This window comes from Klebsiella sp. C349492, assembly GCF_042055345.1.
GTDB classification, from domain to species: domain Bacteria; phylum Pseudomonadota; class Gammaproteobacteria; order Enterobacterales; family Enterobacteriaceae; genus Klebsiella; species Klebsiella scottii.
This window is the reverse complement of record NZ_JANQCE010000002.1, coordinates 409,554-430,716: the sequence shown is the minus strand read 5'-3', so window position 1 is coordinate 430,716 and position 21,163 is coordinate 409,554. Positions and strand designations below refer to the sequence as shown.

General features: G+C 59.2%; 18 protein-coding genes and 1 pseudogene. 6 read left to right on the top strand and 13 right to left on the bottom strand.

Annotated elements, in window-relative coordinates; translation table 11 throughout:
* Positions 1 to 17: 17 nt before the first annotated feature.
* The gene (locus NWP14_RS09710; RefSeq protein WP_095094802.1) at positions 18 to 1,118 is read right to left on the bottom strand and encodes an MBL fold metallo-hydrolase; all 1,101 of its coding nucleotides are present in this window, start codon (positions 1,116 to 1,118) and stop codon (positions 18 to 20) included.
* 192 nt (positions 1,119 to 1,310) lie between these two features.
* Between NWP14_RS09710 and NWP14_RS09705 the strand changes: the two genes are divergently transcribed.
* From NWP14_RS09705 to nfsB, 3 genes are all read left to right on the top strand, one after another.
* On the top strand, positions 1,311 to 1,892 hold the full coding sequence (locus tag NWP14_RS09705) for a TetR/AcrR family transcriptional regulator (protein ID WP_375215252.1): 582 nt from the start codon (positions 1,311 to 1,313) through the stop codon (positions 1,890 to 1,892).
* On the top strand, positions 1,892 to 2,260 hold the full coding sequence (locus tag NWP14_RS09700) for an MmcQ/YjbR family DNA-binding protein (protein ID WP_095094798.1): 369 nt from the start codon (positions 1,892 to 1,894) through the stop codon (positions 2,258 to 2,260). Before NWP14_RS09705 ends, NWP14_RS09700 begins: the two co-directional genes overlap by 1 nt.
* A 139-nt stretch (positions 2,261 to 2,399) precedes the next feature.
* Positions 2,400 to 3,053, top strand: coding sequence for an oxygen-insensitive NAD(P)H nitroreductase (gene nfsB, locus NWP14_RS09695; protein ID WP_375215251.1), 654 nt, complete (start codon positions 2,400 to 2,402; stop codon positions 3,051 to 3,053).
* Between the two features lie 100 nt (positions 3,054 to 3,153).
* On the opposite strand, the gene NWP14_RS09690 is transcribed toward nfsB, so the two are convergent.
* Positions 3,154 to 4,020: a helix-turn-helix transcriptional regulator gene (locus NWP14_RS09690; protein WP_095094794.1), complete on the bottom strand. Its 867-nt coding sequence runs from the start codon at positions 4,018 to 4,020 to the stop codon at positions 3,154 to 3,156.
* Between the two features lie 109 nt (positions 4,021 to 4,129).
* On the opposite strand from NWP14_RS09690, the gene NWP14_RS09685 reads away from it, so the two are divergent.
* Positions 4,130 to 5,557 (top strand): MFS transporter, encoded by a 1,428-nt coding sequence (locus NWP14_RS09685; protein WP_375215250.1) that lies wholly within the window; start codon positions 4,130 to 4,132, stop codon positions 5,555 to 5,557.
* 77 nt (positions 5,558 to 5,634) lie between these two features.
* A complete protein-coding gene (locus NWP14_RS09680; protein ID WP_375215249.1) occupies positions 5,635 to 6,879 on the top strand; it encodes a mechanosensitive ion channel family protein in 1,245 nt (414 codons plus the stop codon).
* 2 nt (positions 6,880 to 6,881) lie between these two features.
* Here the strand turns inward: NWP14_RS09680 and NWP14_RS09675 are convergent, their stop codons facing one another.
* On the bottom strand, positions 6,882 to 7,862 hold the full coding sequence (locus NWP14_RS09675) for a LacI family DNA-binding transcriptional regulator (protein ID WP_375215248.1): 981 nt from the start codon (positions 7,860 to 7,862) through the stop codon (positions 6,882 to 6,884).
* 307 nt (positions 7,863 to 8,169) lie between these two features.
* Between NWP14_RS09675 and NWP14_RS09670 the strand changes: the two genes are divergently transcribed.
* On the top strand, positions 8,170 to 8,586 hold the full coding sequence (locus NWP14_RS09670) for an Exc2 family lipoprotein (protein ID WP_095094785.1): 417 nt from the start codon (positions 8,170 to 8,172) through the stop codon (positions 8,584 to 8,586).
* A 40-nt stretch (positions 8,587 to 8,626) separates the two neighbouring features.
* Here the strand turns inward: NWP14_RS09670 and NWP14_RS09665 are convergent, their stop codons facing one another.
* The 10 genes and pseudogenes from NWP14_RS09665 to NWP14_RS09620 form a co-directional block, all read right to left on the bottom strand.
* Positions 8,627 to 9,778, bottom strand: a complete 1,152-nt coding sequence (locus NWP14_RS09665) for a Gfo/Idh/MocA family protein (protein WP_375215247.1) — start codon at positions 9,776 to 9,778, stop codon at positions 8,627 to 8,629.
* The gene (locus NWP14_RS09660; RefSeq protein ID WP_346431926.1) at positions 9,775 to 10,803 is read right to left on the bottom strand and encodes a sugar phosphate isomerase/epimerase; all 1,029 of its coding nucleotides are present in this window, start codon (positions 10,801 to 10,803) and stop codon (positions 9,775 to 9,777) included. The genes NWP14_RS09665 and NWP14_RS09660 overlap by 4 nt, the downstream gene beginning before the upstream one ends.
* A 17-nt stretch (positions 10,804 to 10,820) precedes the next feature.
* Positions 10,821 to 12,062: an MFS transporter gene (locus NWP14_RS09655; protein ID WP_375215246.1), complete on the bottom strand. Its 1,242-nt coding sequence runs from the start codon at positions 12,060 to 12,062 to the stop codon at positions 10,821 to 10,823.
* Between the two features lie 150 nt (positions 12,063 to 12,212).
* Positions 12,213 to 13,589 (bottom strand): phenylalanine transporter, encoded by a 1,377-nt coding sequence (gene pheP / locus NWP14_RS09650; protein ID WP_346431928.1) that lies wholly within the window; start codon positions 13,587 to 13,589, stop codon positions 12,213 to 12,215.
* Between the two features lie 127 nt (positions 13,590 to 13,716).
* Positions 13,717 to 15,915 carry a TonB-dependent receptor gene (locus tag NWP14_RS09645; protein ID WP_375215245.1) on the bottom strand — a complete coding sequence of 733 codons (2,199 nt, stop codon included), beginning with the start codon at positions 15,913 to 15,915 and terminating at the stop codon, positions 13,717 to 13,719.
* A 62-nt stretch (positions 15,916 to 15,977) separates the two neighbouring features.
* Positions 15,978 to 17,063, bottom strand: coding sequence for a YncE family protein (locus NWP14_RS09640; RefSeq protein ID WP_331850614.1), 1,086 nt, complete (start codon positions 17,061 to 17,063; stop codon positions 15,978 to 15,980).
* Positions 17,064 to 17,417: 354 nt separating this feature from the next.
* Positions 17,418 to 18,722, bottom strand: a complete 1,305-nt coding sequence (locus NWP14_RS09635; protein ID WP_375215244.1) for an NAD(P)/FAD-dependent oxidoreductase — start codon at positions 18,720 to 18,722, stop codon at positions 17,418 to 17,420.
* Between the two features lie 334 nt (positions 18,723 to 19,056).
* A pseudogene (locus tag NWP14_RS09630) lies at positions 19,057 to 19,160 on the bottom strand (aldehyde dehydrogenase family protein); the annotation flags it as partial.
* A 75-nt stretch (positions 19,161 to 19,235) separates the two neighbouring features.
* On the bottom strand, positions 19,236 to 20,189 hold the full coding sequence (locus NWP14_RS09625; RefSeq protein ID WP_375215243.1) for an aldo/keto reductase: 954 nt from the start codon (positions 20,187 to 20,189) through the stop codon (positions 19,236 to 19,238).
* A gap of 181 nt (positions 20,190 to 20,370) precedes the next feature.
* Positions 20,371 to 21,147 (bottom strand): ABC transporter substrate-binding protein, encoded by a 777-nt coding sequence (locus NWP14_RS09620; protein ID WP_095094767.1) that lies wholly within the window; start codon positions 21,145 to 21,147, stop codon positions 20,371 to 20,373.
* Between the last annotated feature and the right edge of the window lie 16 nt (positions 21,148 to 21,163).

The window sequence follows — 21,163 nt, the reverse complement described above, 5'->3', positions numbered from 1 at the left end:
TTGAACCATACTGGCGATTACTGCCACCAGGCATTAAATGATTGTGTCTTATCAGCGACCCAAACCGGCTCGCCCAGCATTGGCGTCAGCAAACGCCATGCGCGTTTTTCACTGGCCGCAGCCAGCCGTTTATAGGGGTCGTCCCAGCTGTGCTTTGCCAGCACGAAACGCCCGGCATGTCCCGGCAATACCGCGCGAGCGCCGAGATCGTCGGCAGCCTGCGCCGTCTCATCCGGCATCATATGAATATATTTCCAGTCCTGGTCGTACTGGCCGTTTTCCATAATCGCCAGATCCACCGCGCCAAACCGCTCGCCGATGGCCTTGAAATGCGGGCCATAGCCGCTATCGCCGCTGTAGTAAATTTTCTGCTGCGGCGTCACCAGCATAAAGCTGGCCCACAGCGTCTGGTTGCGCTTGAGGCCGCGCCCGGAGAAGTGGCGGGCCGGCAGCACGTGCACGGTGAACTCATCGCTGATCTTCACCGACTCGTTCCAGTCCGCCTCGCTGATAATCGCCCCGTCCATTCCCCAGTAGCGCAGGTGTGAGCCGACGCCAAGCGGCGTAACCACGCGCTTAATTTTCGGCATCAGCGCTTTGATGGTTGCGTAATCGAGATGGTCGTAGTGGTCGTGCGAGATAATCAGCAGATCGATTTCCGGCATCTGCTCGGCGCGCCACGGGTAGTCACCCGGGAAGGCTTTGTTGATAAACGAAAACGGCGCGGCATAGTTGCTGAAGACCGGGTCAATCAGGATACGTTTGCCCGCCAGCTGCAAAAACCAGGAGGAGTGGCCGAGCCACACCATCGCGTCCTGCCCTGCAGGAAGGCTGGCAAGATCGGTATTGACCAGCGGCAGCGGCTGCTGTGGCCTGGCGTTTTCGCGTTTAGTCACCAGAAAATCCCACATCGCGGCCAGCATATTTTTCTGTCCGGTAAAGCTCGGCGTGGACAGCTGGTTATGAAACTGGCCGTCATGATAGTGCGGCGATTGTTCAACGAGGCTAAGCTGTGCGCCCTGTGGCGCCTTACCAAACCCGGCATTTAACACAAACGGTAAAGCTGTTGCTGAGGCTAATAACATGATGGCGACCACGCTGACAATGACACGGTTCATATTCGGACCAGGCTCAACCCTCTGTCCCAAAGGTTTTGCTACTATAAGACTTGATTATGAGTGAGTAAGCACTCATTATTAGGAAGAAGACGAAAGTCGTCAAGACGATTTTCAATTTTTGACATACACCGTTGCAGTGCCATGACCAGGCATGCTTAGATCCGGGTTTAATTACGTGCGAGGTAAAGCGCAGTGGCTCGTCCTAAGAGTGAAGATAAAAAGCAGGCGTTACTGGAGGCCGCAACCGCCGCCTTCGCCCAGTCAGGTATTGCCGCCTCAACGTCGGCCATAGCCCGCAGCGCGGGGGTTGCCGAGGGGACGCTGTTCCGCTATTTCGCCACCAAGGACGATCTGCTCAACGAACTGTACCTCTCTATCAAATCGGGTTTGGTTGCCTCGATGGTGGCCGGGCTGACGCCGAACGAGAAGCGTCCAAAAGAGAACGCGCGCAATATCTGGAACAGCTATATCGACTGGGGTATTCGCAGCCCGATGGAGCACAAGGCCATCCGCCGGATGGCGCTTAGCGAAAGGATCACCGACGAAACCCGCACTCGCGTTAAAGAGATGTTCCCCGAACTCAACGAGATGTGCCAGCTGTCGATAAAGGCTATCTTTCAGAGCGACGCCTATCGCGCCTTCTGCGATGCGCTGTTTCTGTCGCTGGCGGAAACGACTATCGAATTTGCCAGCCACGACCCGCACCGCGCCCGGGAGCTGATCGCGCTCGGGTTTGAAGCCATGTGGCAGGCGCTGCATGAGGATACCGCCTGATGACACCTGCGTCACTGCACGCCAGCGCCCACCGAATGGCGCTGGCCTATCCGTTTACCGAGCACTGCTGGCCGTTCGGCCCGGAGTACGACGTGTTTAAAGTGGGCGGACGCATTTTTATGCTGACCACGCACATTCGCGGCCGGGCGCTGGTGAATCTGAAGGCCGAGCCGCAAAAATCGCTGCTTAATCAGGAGATTTATCGCAGCATTGAGCCGGGCTACCACATGAACAAGAAGCACTGGATTACCGTAGTTCCCGGCGCCGACATCAGCGAAGATCTGCTGGCGGAGCTGATTGACGACTCGTGGAACCAGGTGGTGAACAAACTGCCGAAAAAAGTCCAGCAGCGGCTGCGCCCTGAATGATTTTCAGCGCAGCGCGATAAGTGTTATCGCATTTTTGTCTCTTATCATTTCCCCGGCATCGCTGTACTCTTCCTTCACCGAACGCTCCGTAAGGGGCTGTAAACTCAAATTATCTTGAGATTAAACCTGAGGAAGAGTTATGGATATCGTTTCTGTCGCCCTAAAGCGCTACTCCACCAAAGCATTTGACGCCAGCAAAAAACTGACGGCAGAACAGGCGGAAAACCTGAAAACGCTGCTGCAGTTCAGCCCGTCGAGCACCAACTCCCAGCCGTGGCACTTTATCGTTGCCAGCACCAATGAAGGCAAAGCGCGGGTGGCTAAAGCGGCCAGCGGCACCTACGTGTTCAACGAACGTAAAATTCTCGATGCTTCTCACGTGGTTGTTTTCTGCGCAAAAACCGAGCTAGACGATGCCTGGCTGGAACGCGTGGTCGATCAGGAGGAGGCCGACGGCCGTTTCGCGACGCCGGAAGCGAAAGCGGGTAATCACAAAGGCCGCACCTTCTTTGCCGATATGCACCGCAAAGATTTTAAAGACGCTAACCACTGGATGGCCAAACAGGTCTATCTGAACGTCGGTAATTTCCTGCTCGGCGTGGCCGCGATGGGCCTCGATGCGGTGCCGATTGAAGGCGTCGATTTCGCGATCCTTGATGCTGAGTTTGACCTCAAAGCGCAGGGCTATACCAGCCTGGTGGTGGTGCCGGTTGGCCATCATAGCGTCGAAGACTTCAACGCCGCGCTGCCAAAATCACGCCTGCCGCAGGCGACCACCATTACCGAGATTTAATCTCGCCCCGCAGAAAGCCCGGGGGCGGCGCTCTTGCGCCCTCGCCCGGGCCGGCTTCCCGCCCCCGACGCCGACTTCAGGCGTCTGAAATCCGCCGGCCCTACTGGTTATCCAGCCACGCCAGCGCCCGCTCGCCGGCCTCATCCATCGGCAGATAGACCAGCAGCCGCGAGCCGTTGCGCGGCGCCGAGTACCAGTACATCTGCTGCAGGCTGAAGCGCCCCAGCTGCGGATGGTTGAAGTTTTTCACCTGATTTTCCACGCCGCGGACCTCGTAGCGCTGGTGCCAGAGCGCCTCAAACTCCGCCGAGGCGGCGAAAAATCGCGCCAGCTTATTTTCCCATAGCGGATCGCCCCGATGCTCGGCCATCGCCGCGCGGAAATAGGAGACAAACGTCGCCAGCACGTCGCGGTTTTCGATCCGGCTGCGCCAGGTTTCGTTGGTCAGATAGAGATAGATGCAGTTGCGGTCTTCCTCGGGGAGGGTGGCGAAATCGAGGCCCATCAGCCGGCAAAAGCTCTCGTTCCACGCCACGATATCAAAGTTCGGTTTCTGGATACTGGCCGGTTGCGGCATCAGGCTATCGAGCATCCGCCGGGTGCCGGGGCTGATCCCTTCGCAAACCGTAACCTGGGCGGCTTCCGGCGGCGTCACTCCCGCCAGCACAAACAGATGCCGGGTCTCCAGCGGGCTGCACTGCAGCGCATTCGCCACCGCGGCCAGCACCGATTCAGAGGGATTAACGTCCCGCCCCTGCTCCAGCCAGGTGTACCAGGTTACGCCGACGTCGGCGAGCATCGCCACCTCTTCGCGGCGCAGGCCGGGCGTTCGCCGCCTCCCGACGCGCGGCAGGCCGAGACGCTGCGGATCGAGGCTCTCACGGCGGGCGCGCAGAAAGGCGCCCAGCTGCTTACGGCTGTCATCGGGCGCGACTGGCAGCGGCGCGCGTTGCGGCATTACGGTCATATGACCTCCAGCATGGTAGTGCCAATACCAGTATAAGCAGGAACTGGTACCCGTTTAATTTATCGTTGATGCTACGTCCATCCGCTGAATGACGCAATGGAGAGATCCAATGAATTCGTCTGCTGTTTCACCCGGCCGCGCCGGTTTATTTCTGCTGTTGACCGGTCAGATGCTGCCGCTGATCGATACCTCAATTACCAACGTCGCGCTGGATTCAATCACCCGCTCGCTGGACGCCAGCGCCACCCAGCTGGAGCTGATCGTCGCGCTCTACGGCGTCGCTTTTGCCGTGTGCCTGGCGATGGGCAGCAAGCTTGGCGATAACTACGGTCGCCGGCGCCTGTTTATGTGGGGCGTGACGCTATTCGGCGTCGCTTCTCTACTCTGCGGGATGGCCAACTCCATCGGCGCGCTGCTGGCGGCCCGTACGCTGCAGGGCGCCGGGGCGGCGCTGATCGTCCCGCAGATCCTCGCCACCCTGCACGTAACCCTCAAGGGCACCGCCCACGCGCGCGCCATCAGCCTCTATGGCGGCATCGGCGGGATTGCGTTTATCGTCGGCCAGATGGGCGGCGGCTGGCTGGTGTCGGCGGATATTGCCGGGCTGGGCTGGCGCAACGCGTTCTTTATCAACGTGCCAATCTGCCTGCTGGTGCTGGCTTTCAGCCGCCGCTACGTACCGGAAACGCGCCGCGAAAGGCGCTCCAGAATCGACTGGCAGGGCACCTTCAGCCTGGCGCTGATCCTCTGCTGCCTGCTGTTCCCGATGGCGCTGGGGCCGGAGCTGCACTGGCCGTGGACGCTGCAGCTGATGCTGGCGGCGGTGCTGCCGCTGCTGGCATGGATGCGCGTAAGCGCGCTGCGCAAACAGCGTCGCGGCGAGCAGCCGCTGCTGCCTCCTCGCCTGCTCAGGCTCACCAGCATCCGCTTCGGCATGGCAACCGCCCTGCTGTTTTTCAGCGCCTGGTCCGGCTTTATGTTCTGCATGGCGCTGACCATGCAGGCCGGAATGGGCATGGCGCCGTGGCAGTCGGGCAACAGCTTTATCGCCCTTGGGGTGGCCTATTTCGTCTCCGCGCTGTACGCGCCAAAGCTGATTGCCCGCTACAGCATGGGGCGAATTTTGCTGATCGGCCTGACGGTGCAGATTATCGGCCTGCTGCTGCTGATGGCGACCTTTTATCATTTCGGCACCCGCACCTCGGCGCTGGCGCTGGTCCCTTCCACCGTGCTGGTCGGCTATGGCCAGGCGCTGATCGTGAACAGCTTTTACCGTATCGGGATGCGCGATATTAGCGCCAGCGACGCGGGGGCCGGCAGCGCGATCCTCAGCACGCTTCAGCAGGCCTCGCTGGGGTTGGGCCCGGCGCTGCTGGGTTCGCTCTTTTTAGCCCTCGCCCGGCGCAGCGGCGGCGACTACGCGCTGGCGCTGATCGACTTTCTGGCGGTTGAGGTCGTGATGATGCTGCTACTCGGCGCCATCGCGCTGCGCCTGCGTCACCATCTTAATATCCGCCCGCTGGTCGCCGCCTCATAGTTCATCGGCGCGTAACCGGAGATTTGCATAATAGACATCCAGCGGTCATCATAACCGCTGGATGTAAAGGAGACGTTATGCAGGAATTAATATCGCAAATCGCCGCAGCAGGCATCAAAATTACCCCTACGACCTCGCTCATTATTATCTTCGGCATTATTTTTCTGACCGCAATCATTGTCCATCTTATATTGCATAAGGTAGTGCTACGGACCTTCGAAAAGCGCGCGCAGGCCAGCAGCCACCTGTGGCTGCAAATCATTACCCAGAACAAGCTGTTTCACCGGCTGGCCTTTACCCTCCAGGGGATTATCGTCAACGTGCAGGCGGTTCTGTGGCTGCAAAAAGGCAGCGAAGCCGCCGACATATTAACCACCTGCGCTCAGCTGTGGGTGATGATATATGCCCTGCTGTCCTTCTTTTCGCTGCTGGACGTGGTATTCAATCTCTCGCAAAATTTCGCCACCGCGTCGCAGCTGCCGCTGAAGGGCATATTCCAGGGCATTAAGCTGGTCAGCGCCATTATCATCGGGATTCTGGTGATTTCACTGCTGATTGGTCAGTCGCCGGCTATTCTGATTAGCGGCCTTGGCGCAATGGCCGCGGTCCTGATGCTGGTATTTAAGGACCCTATTCTCGGCCTGGTCGCCGGCATCCAGCTCTCCGCCAACGACATGCTCAAGCTCGGCGACTGGCTGGAAATGCCGAAATACGGCGCCGACGGCGCGGTTATCGATATTGGCCTGACGACGGTAAAAGTCCGCAACTGGGATAATACCATCACCACCGTGCCGACCTGGTCGCTGGTTTCTGACTCCTTTAAAAACTGGAGCGGAATGTCAGCCTCCGGCGGCCGTCGAATTAAGCGCAGCCTGAATATTGACACCACCAGCATCCATTTTCTCGATGAGCAGGAGCAGCAGCGGTTAATTCAGGCAAAGCTGCTGAAACCCTATATGAACTCGCGGCATGAGGAGATCAGCCTGTGGAATCAGCAAAATGCCGCCGATCTCTCGGTGCTGAACTTGCGCAAGATGACCAATATCGGCACCTTCCGCGCCTATTTGCAGGAGTACTTACGCAACCATCCGCGGCTGCGTAAAGATATGACGATGATGGTGCGCCAGCTGGCCCCGGATGCCAACGGCCTGCCGATTGAGATCTACTGCTTCACCAACACCGTGGTCTGGGCGGAATATGAGAGCATTCAGGCCGATATCTTCGACCACATCTTCGCCGTGGTCGACGAGTTTGGCCTGCGCATTCACCAGTCGCCTACCGGCAACGACATTCGCTCGCTGGCCGGGAGCATCGGCTCCTGACCTCAGGCACTGGCGCGGATAATCACGCGCCAGTCCATCATCACCCGCTCGGCTTCCGCCGTCGGGTTATCGATTTTCTTCAGCAGCAGGCTCACCGCCGTGCGGCCAATATCGCGCGAGGGCTGCTCAACGGTGGTCAGCTGGGGCGAGACCATCTCCGCCAGCTCGGTCCCATCAAAGCCGATCACCGCAATATCTTCCGGCACCCGCAGCCCGGCCTGGGCAATAGCCCGCAGCGCGCCGGCGGCCAGTGAATCCGCCACCGCGAAAACCGCATCAGGCCGCTCTTTCGCCGCCAGCAGGGTTTCCATCGCCGCTTTGCCGGCCGCCGCGCTGAGTTCGCTGGCGTAGGCCACCTGCTGATAGCTGAGATCCCGCACGTGCAGCACGCTTTTATAGCCGCGCTCGCGCAGGCGGGCGTAGCGATAGCTCAGATCGTGGTTAATCAGGGCGATACGCTGACGACCGCTCTCCGCCAGGCGCAGCACCGCCCCCTGGGCCGCATCAAGATCGTTAATCCCCACGCAGGAGATATTGCCGGCATCGGCGTACTCGGCGCACTGCACCCAGGGCGCGTCGCCGATAAGCGTGGTCAGCTCCGGCAGGCTGGCGAGCGCGTTCATCGTAATGACGCCATCAACCATTTTCCCGGAGAGCAGCCGTAATCCGGAGGTCGAGCGCGCCAAATCGGAGCCGGAATGGCAGAGTAAAATACGATAACCGTGCTTTTCGGCCTCTTCTTCTATCCCCTTCACCACCTCGGCGCAAAAGGGATTGGCGATATTTGAGACCATCACCAGGATCATATAGCTGCGGGCGGTGCGCAGCTGGCGAGCCAGCAGATTGGGCTGATAGTTGCTTTCCGCAATTGCCTGCAGCACGCGCTCGCGATTTTTCTCTTTAACGGTCTCGCTGTTATTGAGCACGCGCGATACCGTCGCCACCGAGACGCCCGCCAGACGAGCAATTTTCTGAATTGACATAGGGGCTGCACTTCCTGCGATAAGCGTAATATGACGCAGGCTATCATAAATGAGCGTGCCGCAGGCATCCAGCATCGTCGGGAGCGGCACGATGGCCCGCCCGGGCCGTAAAATCGTTCGCCGCTGCGGCTGCGGCGAAAAACTATCAATTATCAGGGCTATTCTCTTCTGCCGTTTACGCTGTCTTTTTTTTATGCAAAATAGGTCCAAAAGAAGATAAAAACAGAGCGTTATTTACGCCTCCGATTAATTAATAATTATTAAGTTTCAAATAGTTAAACCACTCATAGTTAGGGATGATGTTACAATGAAATTAAAATCAACGATTATCGCCATCGCCTGCGCGGCGGCCGTTCTTTCCGGCTGCAGCGCCTCAAAGCCTTCCCCCGAGCGCCACGCCTACTATTTTGTCTCCCATCGCTCCGATTTTGTCGGCGGTAATTTTGCCGTCAATGTCCAGGATAATTACCGCTTAAATCTGCCGACGTTCAGTAAAATCTATCAGCTCGGCAAAGAGGATCGCGCGGCGGGAATGAGTGAAAGCGACGCCAGAAGCAGGGCCGAGCAGATTAAGCAGCAGGCCAGCCAGGGGACGAAGACCGAGCACTCTTTTGACCGTAAGTCTGACGATAAGTGGACCTCATCGATGGAGGATAAAGACGCGCAGCTGTTTGGCCGCGAGCTTTCAGCCGCCTATCTCGATGGCTATCTCGGCGTGAAATAGCCCGTCAATGCGCCGCCTCAGGCGGCGCATTATCCCCACGCTACCTCTCGACGCTGACCCAGCGCTGCTGCTGATGGCTGCGCAAAATAGCATCAACGATATACATCACGTCCGCCCCTTCATAAAACGATGCGAATCGCCGGGAGCGCGCATCCGGCATTGCCCCGGCGCGCACCGCCTGGTAGAAGCTCAGCATCATGTTTTTGAAGGCGTCGGGCCAGCCTTCGATATGACCGGCGGGGAAGTGCGCGCTGCCGGCAACGTCCCGCTGCATCAAGGCCGGGTCATCGCTTAGGATCTGGTTTGGCTGCCCGCGCTGGCCGACCCATAGCCGCTGGGGGATCTCCTGATCCCACGCCAGGGCGCAGGCGCTGCCGCTGATTTCAACCGTCAGCTGATTCTTCCTGCCGGCGCTCACCTGCGAGACGCTGAAGCAGCCTTTGCTGCCGTCATCAAAGCGCACCAGCACCGATCCCCGATCTTCGGTATCCACCGCCCGCTCCTCGTCGCCCCGGCCGTCATCCTGCTGGCCGAAGGTCGCATCGCCTTGCGAAGCCGCCCGGCGGGTCGGCCATACCGTAGAGAGGTCGGCCATCACCTCGGTGATGCGGCGTCCGGTCATAAACTGCACCGTATCGCACCAGTGCGAGCCAATATCCGCCATCGCCCGTGACGCCCCGCCCAGCGCCGACTCCACCCGCCAGTTGTAGTCCGTTTGCAGCAGCATCCAGTCCTGTAAATAGCCGCCGTGCGCCGAAAACAGCCGCCCGACCAGGCCCTCACGGATCATGCTGGCCGCCTGCTGAACCATCGCATACTGGCGGTAGACAAAGCTCACGCCGTGCACCACCCCGGCCTTTTCCGCCAGCGCCACCAGCTCGCGCGCCTCTTCCGGCAGCATGCACAGCGGCTTTTCCGAGAATACGTGCAGCCCGGCGCGCAGGATCTGGCGATTAATCCCGGCATGCAGATGGTTCGGCGTACAGTTATGCACCACCTGCAGGCCCGGATGAGCCAGCAGGCTTTCGACGCTGCCGTAAGCATGGGCTACGTTCAGCTGCCGGGCCTTTTGCTCCGCCTGCGCCAGGCTATGGTCGCCCAGCGCCACCACCTCTATATCGCCTACCCGGCGCAGCGCCTCAATATGCGCCGGGCCGATAAACCCGCTGCCAATAATGCCGACCTGAATCATCCCTGCACCTCGCTTCCTGCGGCAAAATCGTCAAACGCGCGCCCGGAGACCGGAATGATATGGCGGCGGATAAATTCGCTGCCCTCGCGGGCGCCGGCTTCCGCCTCTTTCAGGCAGCACTCCCACTCCAGCACCGCCCAGCCCGCATAGTCATACTCGGCGAGTTTGCTAAAAATACGCTTAAAATCGATCTCCCCGTCCCCCGGCGAGCGGAAGCGCCCCGCCCGCTGGAGCCAGTTCTGGTAGCCGCCGTAAACGCCGCAGCGGCCGTCGCGGCGGAACTCCGCGTCTTTGACGTGGAAGGCTTTTATCCGCTGATGATAGATGTCGATGTAGGCCAGATAGTCCATCTGCTGTAAATGCAGATGGCTGGGGTCATAGAGCATATTGCAGCGCGGGTGGTTATCAACCAGCTGCAGAAAACGCTCAAAGGTCACGCCATCGTGCAGATCTTCGCCGGGATGAATTTCGTAACACAGATCCACCCCCTGCTCGTCAAAGCAATCGAGGATCGGCCGCCAGCGGCGGGCCAGTTCGCTAAACGCGTCTTCAAGCAGCTGCGGGTTGTGCGGCGGCCAGGGGTAAAAATAGGGCCACGCCAGCGCCCCGGAAAACGTGGCGTGCGCCGCCAGGCCTAATCGCCCGGAAGCGATCGCCGCCTGTTTCACCTTTTCGCTGGCCCACCGCTGACGCGCCTGCGGATTTCCGCGCAGCGCCGAGGGCGCAAAGCCATCAAACGCCGCGTCGTACGCCGGATGCACCGCCACCAGCTGCCCTTCCAGATGCGTAGACAGCTCGCTAATCACCAGCCCGCGATCCGCCAGCCGCCCCTTAACGTCGTCGCAGTAGGTCTGGCTGGCGGCCGCCTGCTCAAGGTCAAAGATCGCCGGATGATTGCACGGGATCTGCAGCGCGCGATAGCCCAGACCCGCGGCCCACTCCGCCAGCCCGTCGAGGGTGTTAAACGGCGGCTGCGCGCCGATAAACTGCGCCAGAAAAATGCCCGGCCCCTTGATAGTTCTCATCACCACCTCCGAAATAATTAGTGCTGCTCTTTCTCACGATACTGGAAAGAGAAAAGGAAAATCAGTGCGATAACGGCCGCCGCGATCGCCGGGATCCACCAGAAGGTGACCCACGCCTGCGGTACGGCCTGTCCGGCAACCAGCTGGTTATACAGCGCCCCGGAGATTTGCGAACCGAGCAGCATGCCGATGCCGTAGGTGAACATCACGATCATGCTCTGCGCCTGGCCTTTTACCTTTTCCCCCGCCACCCTGTCGGTATAGATAAAGCCGACGACAAAGAAAAAGTCGTAGCACACGCCGTGCAGCAGGATGCCGAGATAAAGCAGGAAGCGCCCCTCTTCGCTGACGCCAAGGGCAAAGAAGGCGTAGCGTACGAACCACGCCAGCATCCCCACCAGCAGCATATATTTCACCCCGAGACGGCGGAACAGCAGCGGGATCACCAGCATAAAGACGATTTCCGACATCTGGCCGAACGACATCGCGGTGCTGACGTCAGCCACGCCGGCATCCGCCAGGTATGAGGCGGTGTAGGCGTAGTAGGTCCCCAGCGGAATGGAGATCAGCGTGGCGCACAGGCAGAAGATAAAGAAGTGGCGCGTTTTCAGCAGCGCAAAGGCGTCGGCACAGAGCAGATCGCGCAGCTTTACCGGCATCCCCTTCGCCGGCGCCGGCGTATGGGGCAACGTCAGGCTGTAGAGCGCCAGCGCCACCGAGCACAGCGCCGCAAGGCTGAAGATGGCGGTGGTGTTGGAAATACCGGTGACGCCGATACAGATCCCGGCGATAATCCAGCCGATGGTGCCGAAGACGCGCACCACCGGGAAGGTTTTATCGACGTTCGCCAGGCTGTGGAAAGCGATATTATTGGTCAGCGCCAGCGTCGGCATATAGCACAGCGTATAGCCAAACAGCAGGCCGATCAGCAGCGCGCCGTTTTGCGCAACCAGCGCCTGCGGGACAAACCACAGGATCGCCGCCCCCGCCAGGTGCATCACCGCCATCACCTTCTGCGACGGGAAGAAGCGATCGACCAGCATCCCCAGCACAAACGGCGATAAAATTGAGGCAATCGGCCCGGCAGAGAACGCATCGCCGATGAGCAGCGCCATATCGTAGCGCGTCATCACCAGGCCGAGGGTGACCGACCAGCTCCCCCAGATAAAGAATTGCATAAACATCATTAACGACAGGCGCGGCACCAGAAACCGGTGCTGTACGCGGGCACTTTCACGACCTTCAGCTGTTGATACCATTTTGATCGCCCTCAAAAAGTAATCGATTACAAAACCGCTCGACAAACAAAGTAATCGATTACAAAAAGAAGATCCTTAAGCAAATGCGCTAAGCGCGAAGAAGATCACAATAAAGGGTAACGGCTCCGCCGGACGACGGAGCCGCGGGCGTTACGCCGGGCGGCGCAGCAGCCTGAAGACGATAAACAGGAACAGGATCCACACCGGCAGCAGAATGGCCGACAGCCGCATTCCGTCGATAGTGCACATCAGCACCAGAATCAGCGCCAGGAAGGCGATGCAGAGGTAGTTTCCGCCTGGCGCCAGCAGCGCCTTAAACTTCGACTCCCGCCCCTTACGACGCTGCGCGGCGCGGAATTTCAGATGCGCCATGCAGATCATTATCCAGTTCAACAGCAGCGTCGCCACCACCAGCGCCATCAGCAGGCCCAGCGCCTTTTGCGGCAGCAGGTAGTTGAGCAGCACCACCAGGGAGGTGATCACCCCGGAGAGGATCAGGGAGTTGACCGGCACGCCGCGCTTGCTGACCCGGGCGAGAAACTTCGGCGCGTTGCCCTGCACCGACAGGCCGAACAGCATCCGGCTGTTGGAATACACGCCGCTGTTATAGACCGACAGCGAGGCCACCAGGATGACGAAATTGAGCGCAGAAGCTACCACGTTACTGTCGAGATTATGAAAAATCATCACGAACGGGCTGCTGTCAGATTTGATATCCACCCACGGGTAGAGCGCCAGCAGCACCACCAGCGAACCGATATAGAACAGCAGGATACGGTAGACCACCTGGTTCACCGCTTTCGGAATGCTCTTTTCCGGGTTCTGCGCTTCCGCTGCGGTAATGCCGATCAGTTCGAGGCCGCCAAAGGAGAACATAATCACCGCCAGCGACATCACCAGGCCATGCCAGCCGGTGGCCAGGAAGCCGCCGTGACGCCACAGGTTATCGAATCCCGCGTTGCTGCCGCCGTGGCCGCCAAACAGCATCCACAGGCCGAAGCCGATCATCCCGACAATCGCCAGCACTTTAATCAACGCAAACCAGAACTCCGCCTCGCCGTACAGGCGAACGTTCACGAGGTTAACGGCGTTAATGATAATAAAGAAGACCGCGGCCCACACCCAGGTCGGCACGTCCGGAAGCCAGTACTGCATGTAGATGCCGGCGGCGGTCAGCTCCGCCATGCCCACCAGCACGAACATCACCCAGTAGTTCCAGCCGGAAAGAAAGCCGGCAAACGGGCCCCAGTATTTATAGGCAAAGTGGGCAAACGAGCCGGAGACGGGCTCTTCCACGACCATTTCGCCAAGCTGGCGCATGATGAGAAAGGCGATGATCCCGGCGACGGCGTAGCCGATCAGAACTGCCGGTCCCGCCATTTGAATCGCCGGGCCAATGCCGAGAAACAGGCCGGTGCCGATAGCGCCGCCGAGGGCGATGAGCTGGATATGTCGGTTCTGTAAACCGCGATGAAGCATCGGACCGCTTTGTTCTACGGTATCCGACTGCGTTGACGCGTCTTTCACGTCGATCCCCTGTCAGTTTTAGTGAAGGGGGTCCTTTTACACTTATGCTCGTCCGACTTCAAGCCGCAGTTGCGTTTGTTGCCGGCGACGAGGGGCGAGCCGTCCGGGCCCGCCCCGCGCTTTGGCATTAGAAATCGTAGCTCATCGATACGCGGAGGGTGCGCGGATCGCCCACCGACAGATAGGTGCCGGAATCATCGACGCCGGACCAGTACTTCTCGTTGGTCACGTTGGTGACGCCCGCGCGCCAGACCATCTCGTTACGATCGGCGTTGAGGCGCATGCGGTAGCGAACGCCCAGATCGAGGGTGGTGTAGCTGTCGAGCTTTTTCGTGTTAGCCGCATCGGCGTACTGCGAACCGGTGTGGTTAACGCGGGCGGTCGCCGTCAGGCCCTCGACCGGCTTGATATCATATTCGGCCCCCAGCACCGCATAGAAGCGCGCGACGCCCACCGCGTCTTTACCGTCGTTGGCGCCCTTAGCCGTTTTGCTCTGCTCAGGATCGAGCCACTGCGTGCTGCCGTTGAGGCGCAGTCCCAGCATCGGCTCGCCGAAGACGTTCAGCTCGGCGCCGCGGTTGCGCTGTTCGCCGTCCAGCCCGTAGTAGCCGTTGGCATCGGAAATCGCGTTCGGCTTTTTGATTTGAAACAGCGCCAGCGACCCACCGACGGTGCCGTAGTCAACCTTCACGCCCACTTCATCCTGCTTCGAGTGCGCGATCCCGGTGCTCTGCCCGGCGTTGGCGGCGGAATTCGGCGCCACGCTGCCCGGCTGCAGCGCTTCGGTATGGTTAGCATACAGCGACAGGGATTCCCACGGCTTGTAGACCAGCCCCACCGTCGGCGTCCAGCGGCTTTGGGTATAGAGCGAAGTGGGATCTTCCACGCCGGTTTTATTACTGTAGTTACGCACCACCACCTTCTGATGACGGGCGGCGGCGGTCAGCAGCACCTTGTCGTTGAAGAAGCCCAGCGTATCGCTCAGCAGCCAGCCCTGAGTGCGGCTGCGCGAAGTGGTCAGCGGGTCGAAGTAGTTGCCGCCAAAAGCGGTGTTATCCGGCATCGGCACGTCGTGGCCGTCATAAATATTGATGGCCGGGTTTTTCGTCGACATCCGCCACGCGGTTTTATCGCGCTTGATCTGCGCCGAGTAGCCGACGTTGATCTGATGGGAAATTGCGCCGGTGTTGAAATTGCCGCGCACGCCGCCCATGCCGCTGAAGGCGTCGATAATCCGGTTGGTATCCAGACGCCCGGCGGTGGCGTCGCCGTTTTTATTCAGCAGCTTCGCCGTGCTGTAGGTGCCGGTCTCGTGCGCATGCTGGCCTCCGAGGGCGCCGTACAGCGTCCAGCTGTCGCTGAGATCGTACTCCGCCTTCGCCATCCCGAATTCGTTTTCGATATCGCTGTAGCCCCACTTCTGGCCGTAGTTTTTGCGGTTATCCGGCACCGCGGGCACGAAGTCGACGCCGCTGACGTTAACCCCCATCTCGCCGCCGTGGAAGGTCTTTTTCTGGTAGCCAAAATCGAGCGAGGAGCGCAAGCGGTCGCTGCGATAGTCCAGCCCCAGGGAGGCCAGCGTCGTCCGGCGGCGGTCGTTCTCCACCGCCGCCTCGCCTTCGCGATGCACCAGGTTTACGCGCGCGCCGAACTGGTTATCGTCGCCAAAACGACGGCCGAGGTCGAGGCTGCCGCCGATCTGAGAATCGGAGGTATAGTCGACGCCCACCCGGGCGGTGGGAAGATCCTCAGCCCGCTTCGGTTCAAGGTTAATCATCCCGCCGACGCCGCTGCTGGCGGCGCCGTTAAGCAGGCCGTTGGCGCCCTTAAAGACCTCCACGCGCTCCAGCATCTGGGTATCCATCACCTGACGCGGCACCACCCCGGCGAGGCCGCCCATAGTCATATCGTCGCCGTCGAGCTTAAAGCCGCGAATGCGATAGGTTTCGGCAAAGTTGCCGTAGCCCTGGACCGTCTGGATCCCCGCATCGTTGCTGACCACGTCGGCAATGGTACGCGCCTGCTGGTCCTGGATCAGTTTGGCGGTGTAGCCGATGACGTTAAAGGGGACGTCCATCGCCTTTTGTTCGCCCAGCATGCCCAGACGGCCGCCGTGGGCAATCTGCCCATCAAGGAATGCCGGAACCACCAGGTCGCCGCCGGCTTTAAAGTCGCCGCCTTCGCTCGCCTGGATGACCATAACCTCTTCGCTTTTCTTGCCGCCGGCCGCGTCGTCCGCCGCCGCAGCACCGTGGGTGATGGCGCCAATCGTTAACGCCAGCAGCGTTTTACGTAGCGGGAAAGATGAAGTATGAGTGACGTGCATAATTTGTCCCGTGGAGGAGAAAAAGAAGTGAAACAAAGGGCCCGCTGCCGGGCCAATTTTATTTATTTACTCGTCAGGTCGATGCGGGCAACGCTGTCCGGACCTTTGGTCGAATGATCTTTATTAAACGGCTGCTTGACGGTAACAAACAGCGTCTGACCATCGGCTGAGAGCAGCAGGCTGTTCGGGTTGGCCGGAATATCCCACTGATGTTTCTGCGCGTAGCTGGTGCCGTCGAGGCTGATAACCTTGCCGGACTCGCGCTGGGAGATATAAATCTCATTGCGTTTCGGGTTGAACAGCACCGCCAGCGAGTCGCCCACGTCGAGCTGCTTAATCACCTTGCCGCTGTGAATATCCAGCACCAGGGTGGTTTTCGCTTTTGAGTTATCGGTGACGAACAGGCGGCCGGTCTCGCTATCTTCGGCGATATTCAGCAGCAGCGCCGGCTTGTCGCCCAGCGGCTTCCAGCGCTGTTCAATGCGGTTATTGCGCGGGTTGATTACGAGGATTTCCCCGCCGCCGTTGGCCGCATACAGACGCCCGGTTTGCGCGGAATAGTGCAGGCCGGTCATCCATTTGCCAGTGTTTTTAATCCGGGCTTTCAGCTTCAGCGTATTGGCATCAACCACCCAGATTTGCGCCGGATCGGCAACGGCACCCACGTAGAGGGTATTATTCAGCAGCAGGATCTGGCGCGCGCCGTACGGCAGCCCCTTCTCGTTGCGCTCGCTAAACAGCAGGCGTTTTTTGACTTTGCCGGTGGCGGTGTCAATGGCGCTGATGCCGCCGTCAAGCGAGTTAGTGACGAACAGCGTTTCGCCATCCGGCGTTATCTGGACGGCAAAGTTTTTCAGGTCGGTGTAGCTCAGGCCGATGGTTTTCAGCGTTTTCGGGTCGAGCTTATATACCGCCCCGCCCTGCACGTCTTTAAAACCTTCCGCGCTGGCGACATACAGCGCATCGCCTTTCGGGCTCAGCGCCATTTCGTAGAGACCTTCGGCCAGCTCGCGCTTCAGCGGCTGAGCCACGGCGGCAGCGGCGGCGCTTTCGGCAACCGGTTGAGTAACAGGAGGAGTATGGGTAGCGGCACAGCCGCTTAAGACCGCAGAGATAGCCAGCGCGAGGGCCGGGATAGCGTATTTCACAGGAGGTATCCTTTACAAAATCAATGACCTGATGGTAGCTCCTGGCCGATATTGTTTTCTTCAGCCTTATCGTACTGAGCCCCACCCTACGCCTTCGCTGTTTCCCTGTGAGCGACTCACTAACGCAGGTCATTCCCTACTTAGCCTGCAAACAAAAAGAAGAATGAGAACTATACTCATTATCGAAAATCAGGCAAGCGCAATCGCCTCCGCCGAGGGAAAAAACAGTAATCGGCTGATTTTAGAGGATGATACGCGAAGGGTTTTGTCGCCGGATTAGCGCCGGGACGGGCAGCCGGATTTAACGCCTCCCGGACCGCCGCCTGCGCCGCCGTCCGGGAGGTTATCTCACCTTTAGTGCAGCTTGAGGTGCGGACGAATGATGCGGTTGATCCCGCCGGAGAGCATCAGCAGGCCGGTTTTCACATAGCCGTGCAGCGTCACCTGATGCATACGGTACAGCGAATCGTAGACCAAACGCGCCAGACGCCCCTCCACCATCATCGGCCCCACCGGCAGATGGCCCATAATGCTCCCCAGAGTGGTATAGCCGGAGAGCGAGACCAGCGAGCCGCGGTCGCGGTAGACGAACGATTTCAGCGGCCGGCCTTTCATCTGCGCAATAATATTATTCGCCGTGAACAGGGCCATCTGGTGCGCCGCCTGGCCGCGCGGGGGAATAAATCCGCCCTCCGGACGCGGGCAGGCGGCGCAGTCGCCGAAGGCAAAAATATTGGCATCGCGCGTCGTCTGCAGCGTCGGCTCAACAACCAGCTGATTGATCCGGTTGGTCTCAAGGCCCGCAATCTCGTGCATAAAGTCCGGCGCCTTGATGCCGGCAGCCCACACCATCAGGTCCGCGCTAATCAGGTTACCGTCTTTGGTATGCAGGCCCCGCTCGTCGGCGCGGGTGATCATGGTTTGGGTCAGCACCTTGACGCCCAGCTTCGTCAGCTCGTCGCGTGCCGCAGAGGAGATGCGCTCCGGCAGCGCCGGGAGAATACGCTCCCCGGCTTCAACCAGGCTGACGTTCAGCGCCTCGTTGGTCAGGCGCTTATAGCCGTAGCGCCGCAGCTCTTTCACCGCATTGTGCAGCTCGGCCGACAGTTCGACGCCCGTCGCCCCGCCGCCGACAATCGCAATGTTCACCTTGCCGAGGTTCTGCGGGTTAGCCGAATGCCGGAGGAACAGGTTAAGCATCTGCTGATGGAAGCGCTTTGCCTGTTCGGCGCTGTCGAGGAAAATACAGTTCTCCTTCACGCCCGGGGTATTAAAGTCGTTAGAGGTGCTGCCCAGCGCCATCACTAAGGTGTCCCAGCCAAGCGTGCGTTCGGCAACCAGCAACTCGCCGCTTTCATCGCGCAGCTCCGCCAGCACGATGGTTTTCGCGTCGCGATTAATATCGATAACGGAACCGTGCTGGAACTCAAAATAATTCTTACTGGCATGCGCCATAAAGCTCAGGGCATCCACGCCGGCATCCAGCGATCCGGTCGCCACCTCATGCAGCAGCGGCTTCCACAGGTGGCTCTGGCTGCGATCGACGAGGATAATCTGGGCCTTATTACGGCGGCCAAGCTTATGCCCCAGCTGCGTGGCCAGCTCCAGCCCGCCGGCGCCGCCGCCGACAATGACAATTTTTTTTAATGGCGCAGTCACTGCGACCTCCTGAAAATAAAAAACAAATGTTAATTAAAAATCATTAATTAATATTTAATTAACAACAGTTCGCCGAGAAGCGATAAGCAAAAGAAATAATTCCGCAGCCTGTAGTAATAAGGTCAAAATGGATAAGCGCCAATTTCCAACCAGCTTATTATTGTACAAGTTTTCGGTGAATTAACCGGCAGGCATATATGAGGTAAATAAAACGGCCACTAAATTGTTAGTTAGCGGCCGGAGGGAGGGTGATTTAAATATAAACCAAAAGTATTATTTTATTCCCGACGACAGGTAAGCCCTAACGAGTATATTTCGTCAGGTCAGCCCCGCCTTAATAACGCACCATGACGGATTTAAGTCCGGCGTAATTATCGATAAACGCGCGGCCAGACTCACGGCCGATGCCTGACCCTTTATGCCGCCAAAGGGGAGCGCCAGCGCGCAGGTGCTGAACGTTACGACGCACCGCTAGCCGGGAAACCGGAGCCCGACGGCTCCGGCGGGCGGCCGTCAGGCGCTGGCAATTTCGAGCCGCGCCAGCTGCGCGGCGTTGAGCGTCAGCCCGGCGGCGCGAGCAAAGCTTTCAACCTGGGCTACGCTGGTCGCGCTGGCGATCGGCGCGGTCACCCCTTCCCGGCTCATCAGCCAGGCGAGGGCCACTTCCGCCGGTTTAGCATGGTGCTGCCCGGCGACCTCTTCCAGGGTATCGATAATGCGCATACCGCGCGGATTGAGGTATTTAGCGATGCCGCCGCCGCGCTGGCTCTGCGTCAGGTCAGCCTGCTGGCGGTATTTGCCGCTCAAAAAGCCGGAGGCCAGGCTGTAGTAGGTCACCACGCCAATCTCGCGGCTGATGCAGAGATCGCAGAGCGCGCCTTCAAAAGCGGAGCGGTGATAAAGATTATATTCCGGCTGCAGCACCTGCCAGGCCGGCAGGCCGCCCTTACGCGCCACCTCCAGCGCCGCTGAAAGCTGCTGCGCATCGAGGTTTGACGCGCCCGTCGCGCGAATTTTTCCGGCCTGCTGCAGGGCCTGGAACGCTTCCAGGGTTTCCGCCAGCGGGGTTTGCGGATCCGGCCAGTGGGCAAAATAGAGATCGATATAATCGATATTCAGGCGGCGCAGCGAGTTTTCTACCGCCTGCTGGACCCAGGCTTTACCCAGTCCCTTCTGCCCGGCAGGCCCCATATCTGAACCGACCTTGCTGAAGATTTTGACCCTGTCGCGCATCCCTGGCCGCGCCTGCAGCCAGCGACCGATAATCGTTTCCGACTCTCCGCCCTGATTGCCGTCCGCCCAGCGGGAGTAAACGTCCGCCGTATCGATAGCGTCAAAGCCGTGGTCAACGAAAGCATCAAGAATGGTAAAACTGTTTTTTTCATCGCAGGTCCAGCCGAAAACGTTGCCGCCAAAAACCAGCGGCGCAATGGAAAATCCGGTTTTGCCCAATGGACGTGTCATCATGCCGTTCACTCCTTATTGACCCGTCATCCTTCAGGTTGCCCGCGCCCGGCCTGGTTCAACTCGAATTAGTTAGGGTCTCGTTTATATTCTGCGTCCTGAGAAATCGAGCCAGGGTCAGAAATGATAGTAGAGAAAGGAAGCCTGAAGCGGGCTTTCCGTGCCCGCCGAATGCATAACCGCATTATGTCCCGGAATAGACGTCAAAGCTAAAATATTTCCCGGCCAGTTTTTTATAGGTTCCGTCGGCAAGAATTTTGGCAATCGCGCCGTTAATCTCCTGACGTAAGGCTTCGTCGTCCTTGCGCAGGCCAATGGCCGCCCCGGCGCCAAACAGCTTATCGTCCTGCAAATGACCGCCAACGAAGGCGAAATCTTTGCCCTGCGGCTGCTGCAGGAAGCTATAGTCCGCCATCATCCCGGAGAGCACCGCGCCGTCGATACGCCCGGACTCCAGATCCCGAACCACGCTGTCGGCGCCCTGATAGGCCACGATATTAATTCCCGCCGGACGCCAGTGCTGATTAACGTACGTTTCCTGCGCCGAGCCCTGCTCCACGCCGATGGTTTTGCCCTTCAGCTGCTCCGGCGTATTGCCGCTCAGCGTATTTTTGCGCGCCACGAGGAACACCGGGCCGTTATAGAGCTTATCGCTAAAGCCAATCTGCTCTTTGCGCTTCTCGGTCATATACATACCGGACAGAATGGCATCAAATTTACGCGCCTTCAGCGCCGGAATAATGCCGTCGAAGTTGCTTTCCACCCACACGCATTTGGCCTGCAGCTGCTGGCAGATGGCGTTGCCTAAATCAATATCGAAACCCGCCAGCTTGCCCTGCGGGTCCTTCCATTCAAACGGCGCAAAGGTCGGATCGACGCCAAAGCGAATTTCCTTATTTTCTGCGGCCAGCGCCGACGTTGAGGCCATCAGCGCAACCCACAGCAGAAGAGATTTTTTCATTATTTACGAGCTCCAG

Coding starts and splice junctions, on each gene's coding strand:
- NWP14_RS09710 (WP_095094802.1), bottom strand. CDS start 1,118: ATGAACCGTGTCATTGTCAGCGTGGTCGCCATCATGTTATTAGCCTCA.
- NWP14_RS09700 (WP_095094798.1), top strand. CDS start 1,892: ATGACACCTGCGTCACTGCACGCCAGCGCCCACCGAATGGCGCTGGCC.
- nfsB (WP_375215251.1), top strand. CDS start 2,400: ATGGATATCGTTTCTGTCGCCCTAAAGCGCTACTCCACCAAAGCATTT.
- NWP14_RS09690 (WP_095094794.1), bottom strand. CDS start 4,020: ATGACCGTAATGCCGCAACGCGCGCCGCTGCCAGTCGCGCCCGATGAC.
- NWP14_RS09685 (WP_375215250.1), top strand. CDS start 4,130: ATGAATTCGTCTGCTGTTTCACCCGGCCGCGCCGGTTTATTTCTGCTG.
- NWP14_RS09680 (WP_375215249.1), top strand. CDS start 5,635: ATGCAGGAATTAATATCGCAAATCGCCGCAGCAGGCATCAAAATTACC.
- NWP14_RS09675 (WP_375215248.1), bottom strand. CDS start 7,862: ATGTCAATTCAGAAAATTGCTCGTCTGGCGGGCGTCTCGGTGGCGACG.
- NWP14_RS09670 (WP_095094785.1), top strand. CDS start 8,170: ATGAAATTAAAATCAACGATTATCGCCATCGCCTGCGCGGCGGCCGTT.
- NWP14_RS09665 (WP_375215247.1), bottom strand. CDS start 9,778: ATGATTCAGGTCGGCATTATTGGCAGCGGGTTTATCGGCCCGGCGCAT.
- NWP14_RS09660 (WP_346431926.1), bottom strand. CDS start 10,803: ATGAGAACTATCAAGGGGCCGGGCATTTTTCTGGCGCAGTTTATCGGC.
- NWP14_RS09655 (WP_375215246.1), bottom strand. CDS start 12,062: ATGGTATCAACAGCTGAAGGTCGTGAAAGTGCCCGCGTACAGCACCGG.
- NWP14_RS09645 (WP_375215245.1), bottom strand. CDS start 15,915: ATGCACGTCACTCATACTTCATCTTTCCCGCTACGTAAAACGCTGCTG.
- NWP14_RS09625 (WP_375215243.1), bottom strand. CDS start 20,189: ATGATGACACGTCCATTGGGCAAAACCGGATTTTCCATTGCGCCGCTG.
- NWP14_RS09620 (WP_095094767.1), bottom strand. CDS start 21,147: ATGAAAAAATCTCTTCTGCTGTGGGTTGCGCTGATGGCCTCAACGTCG.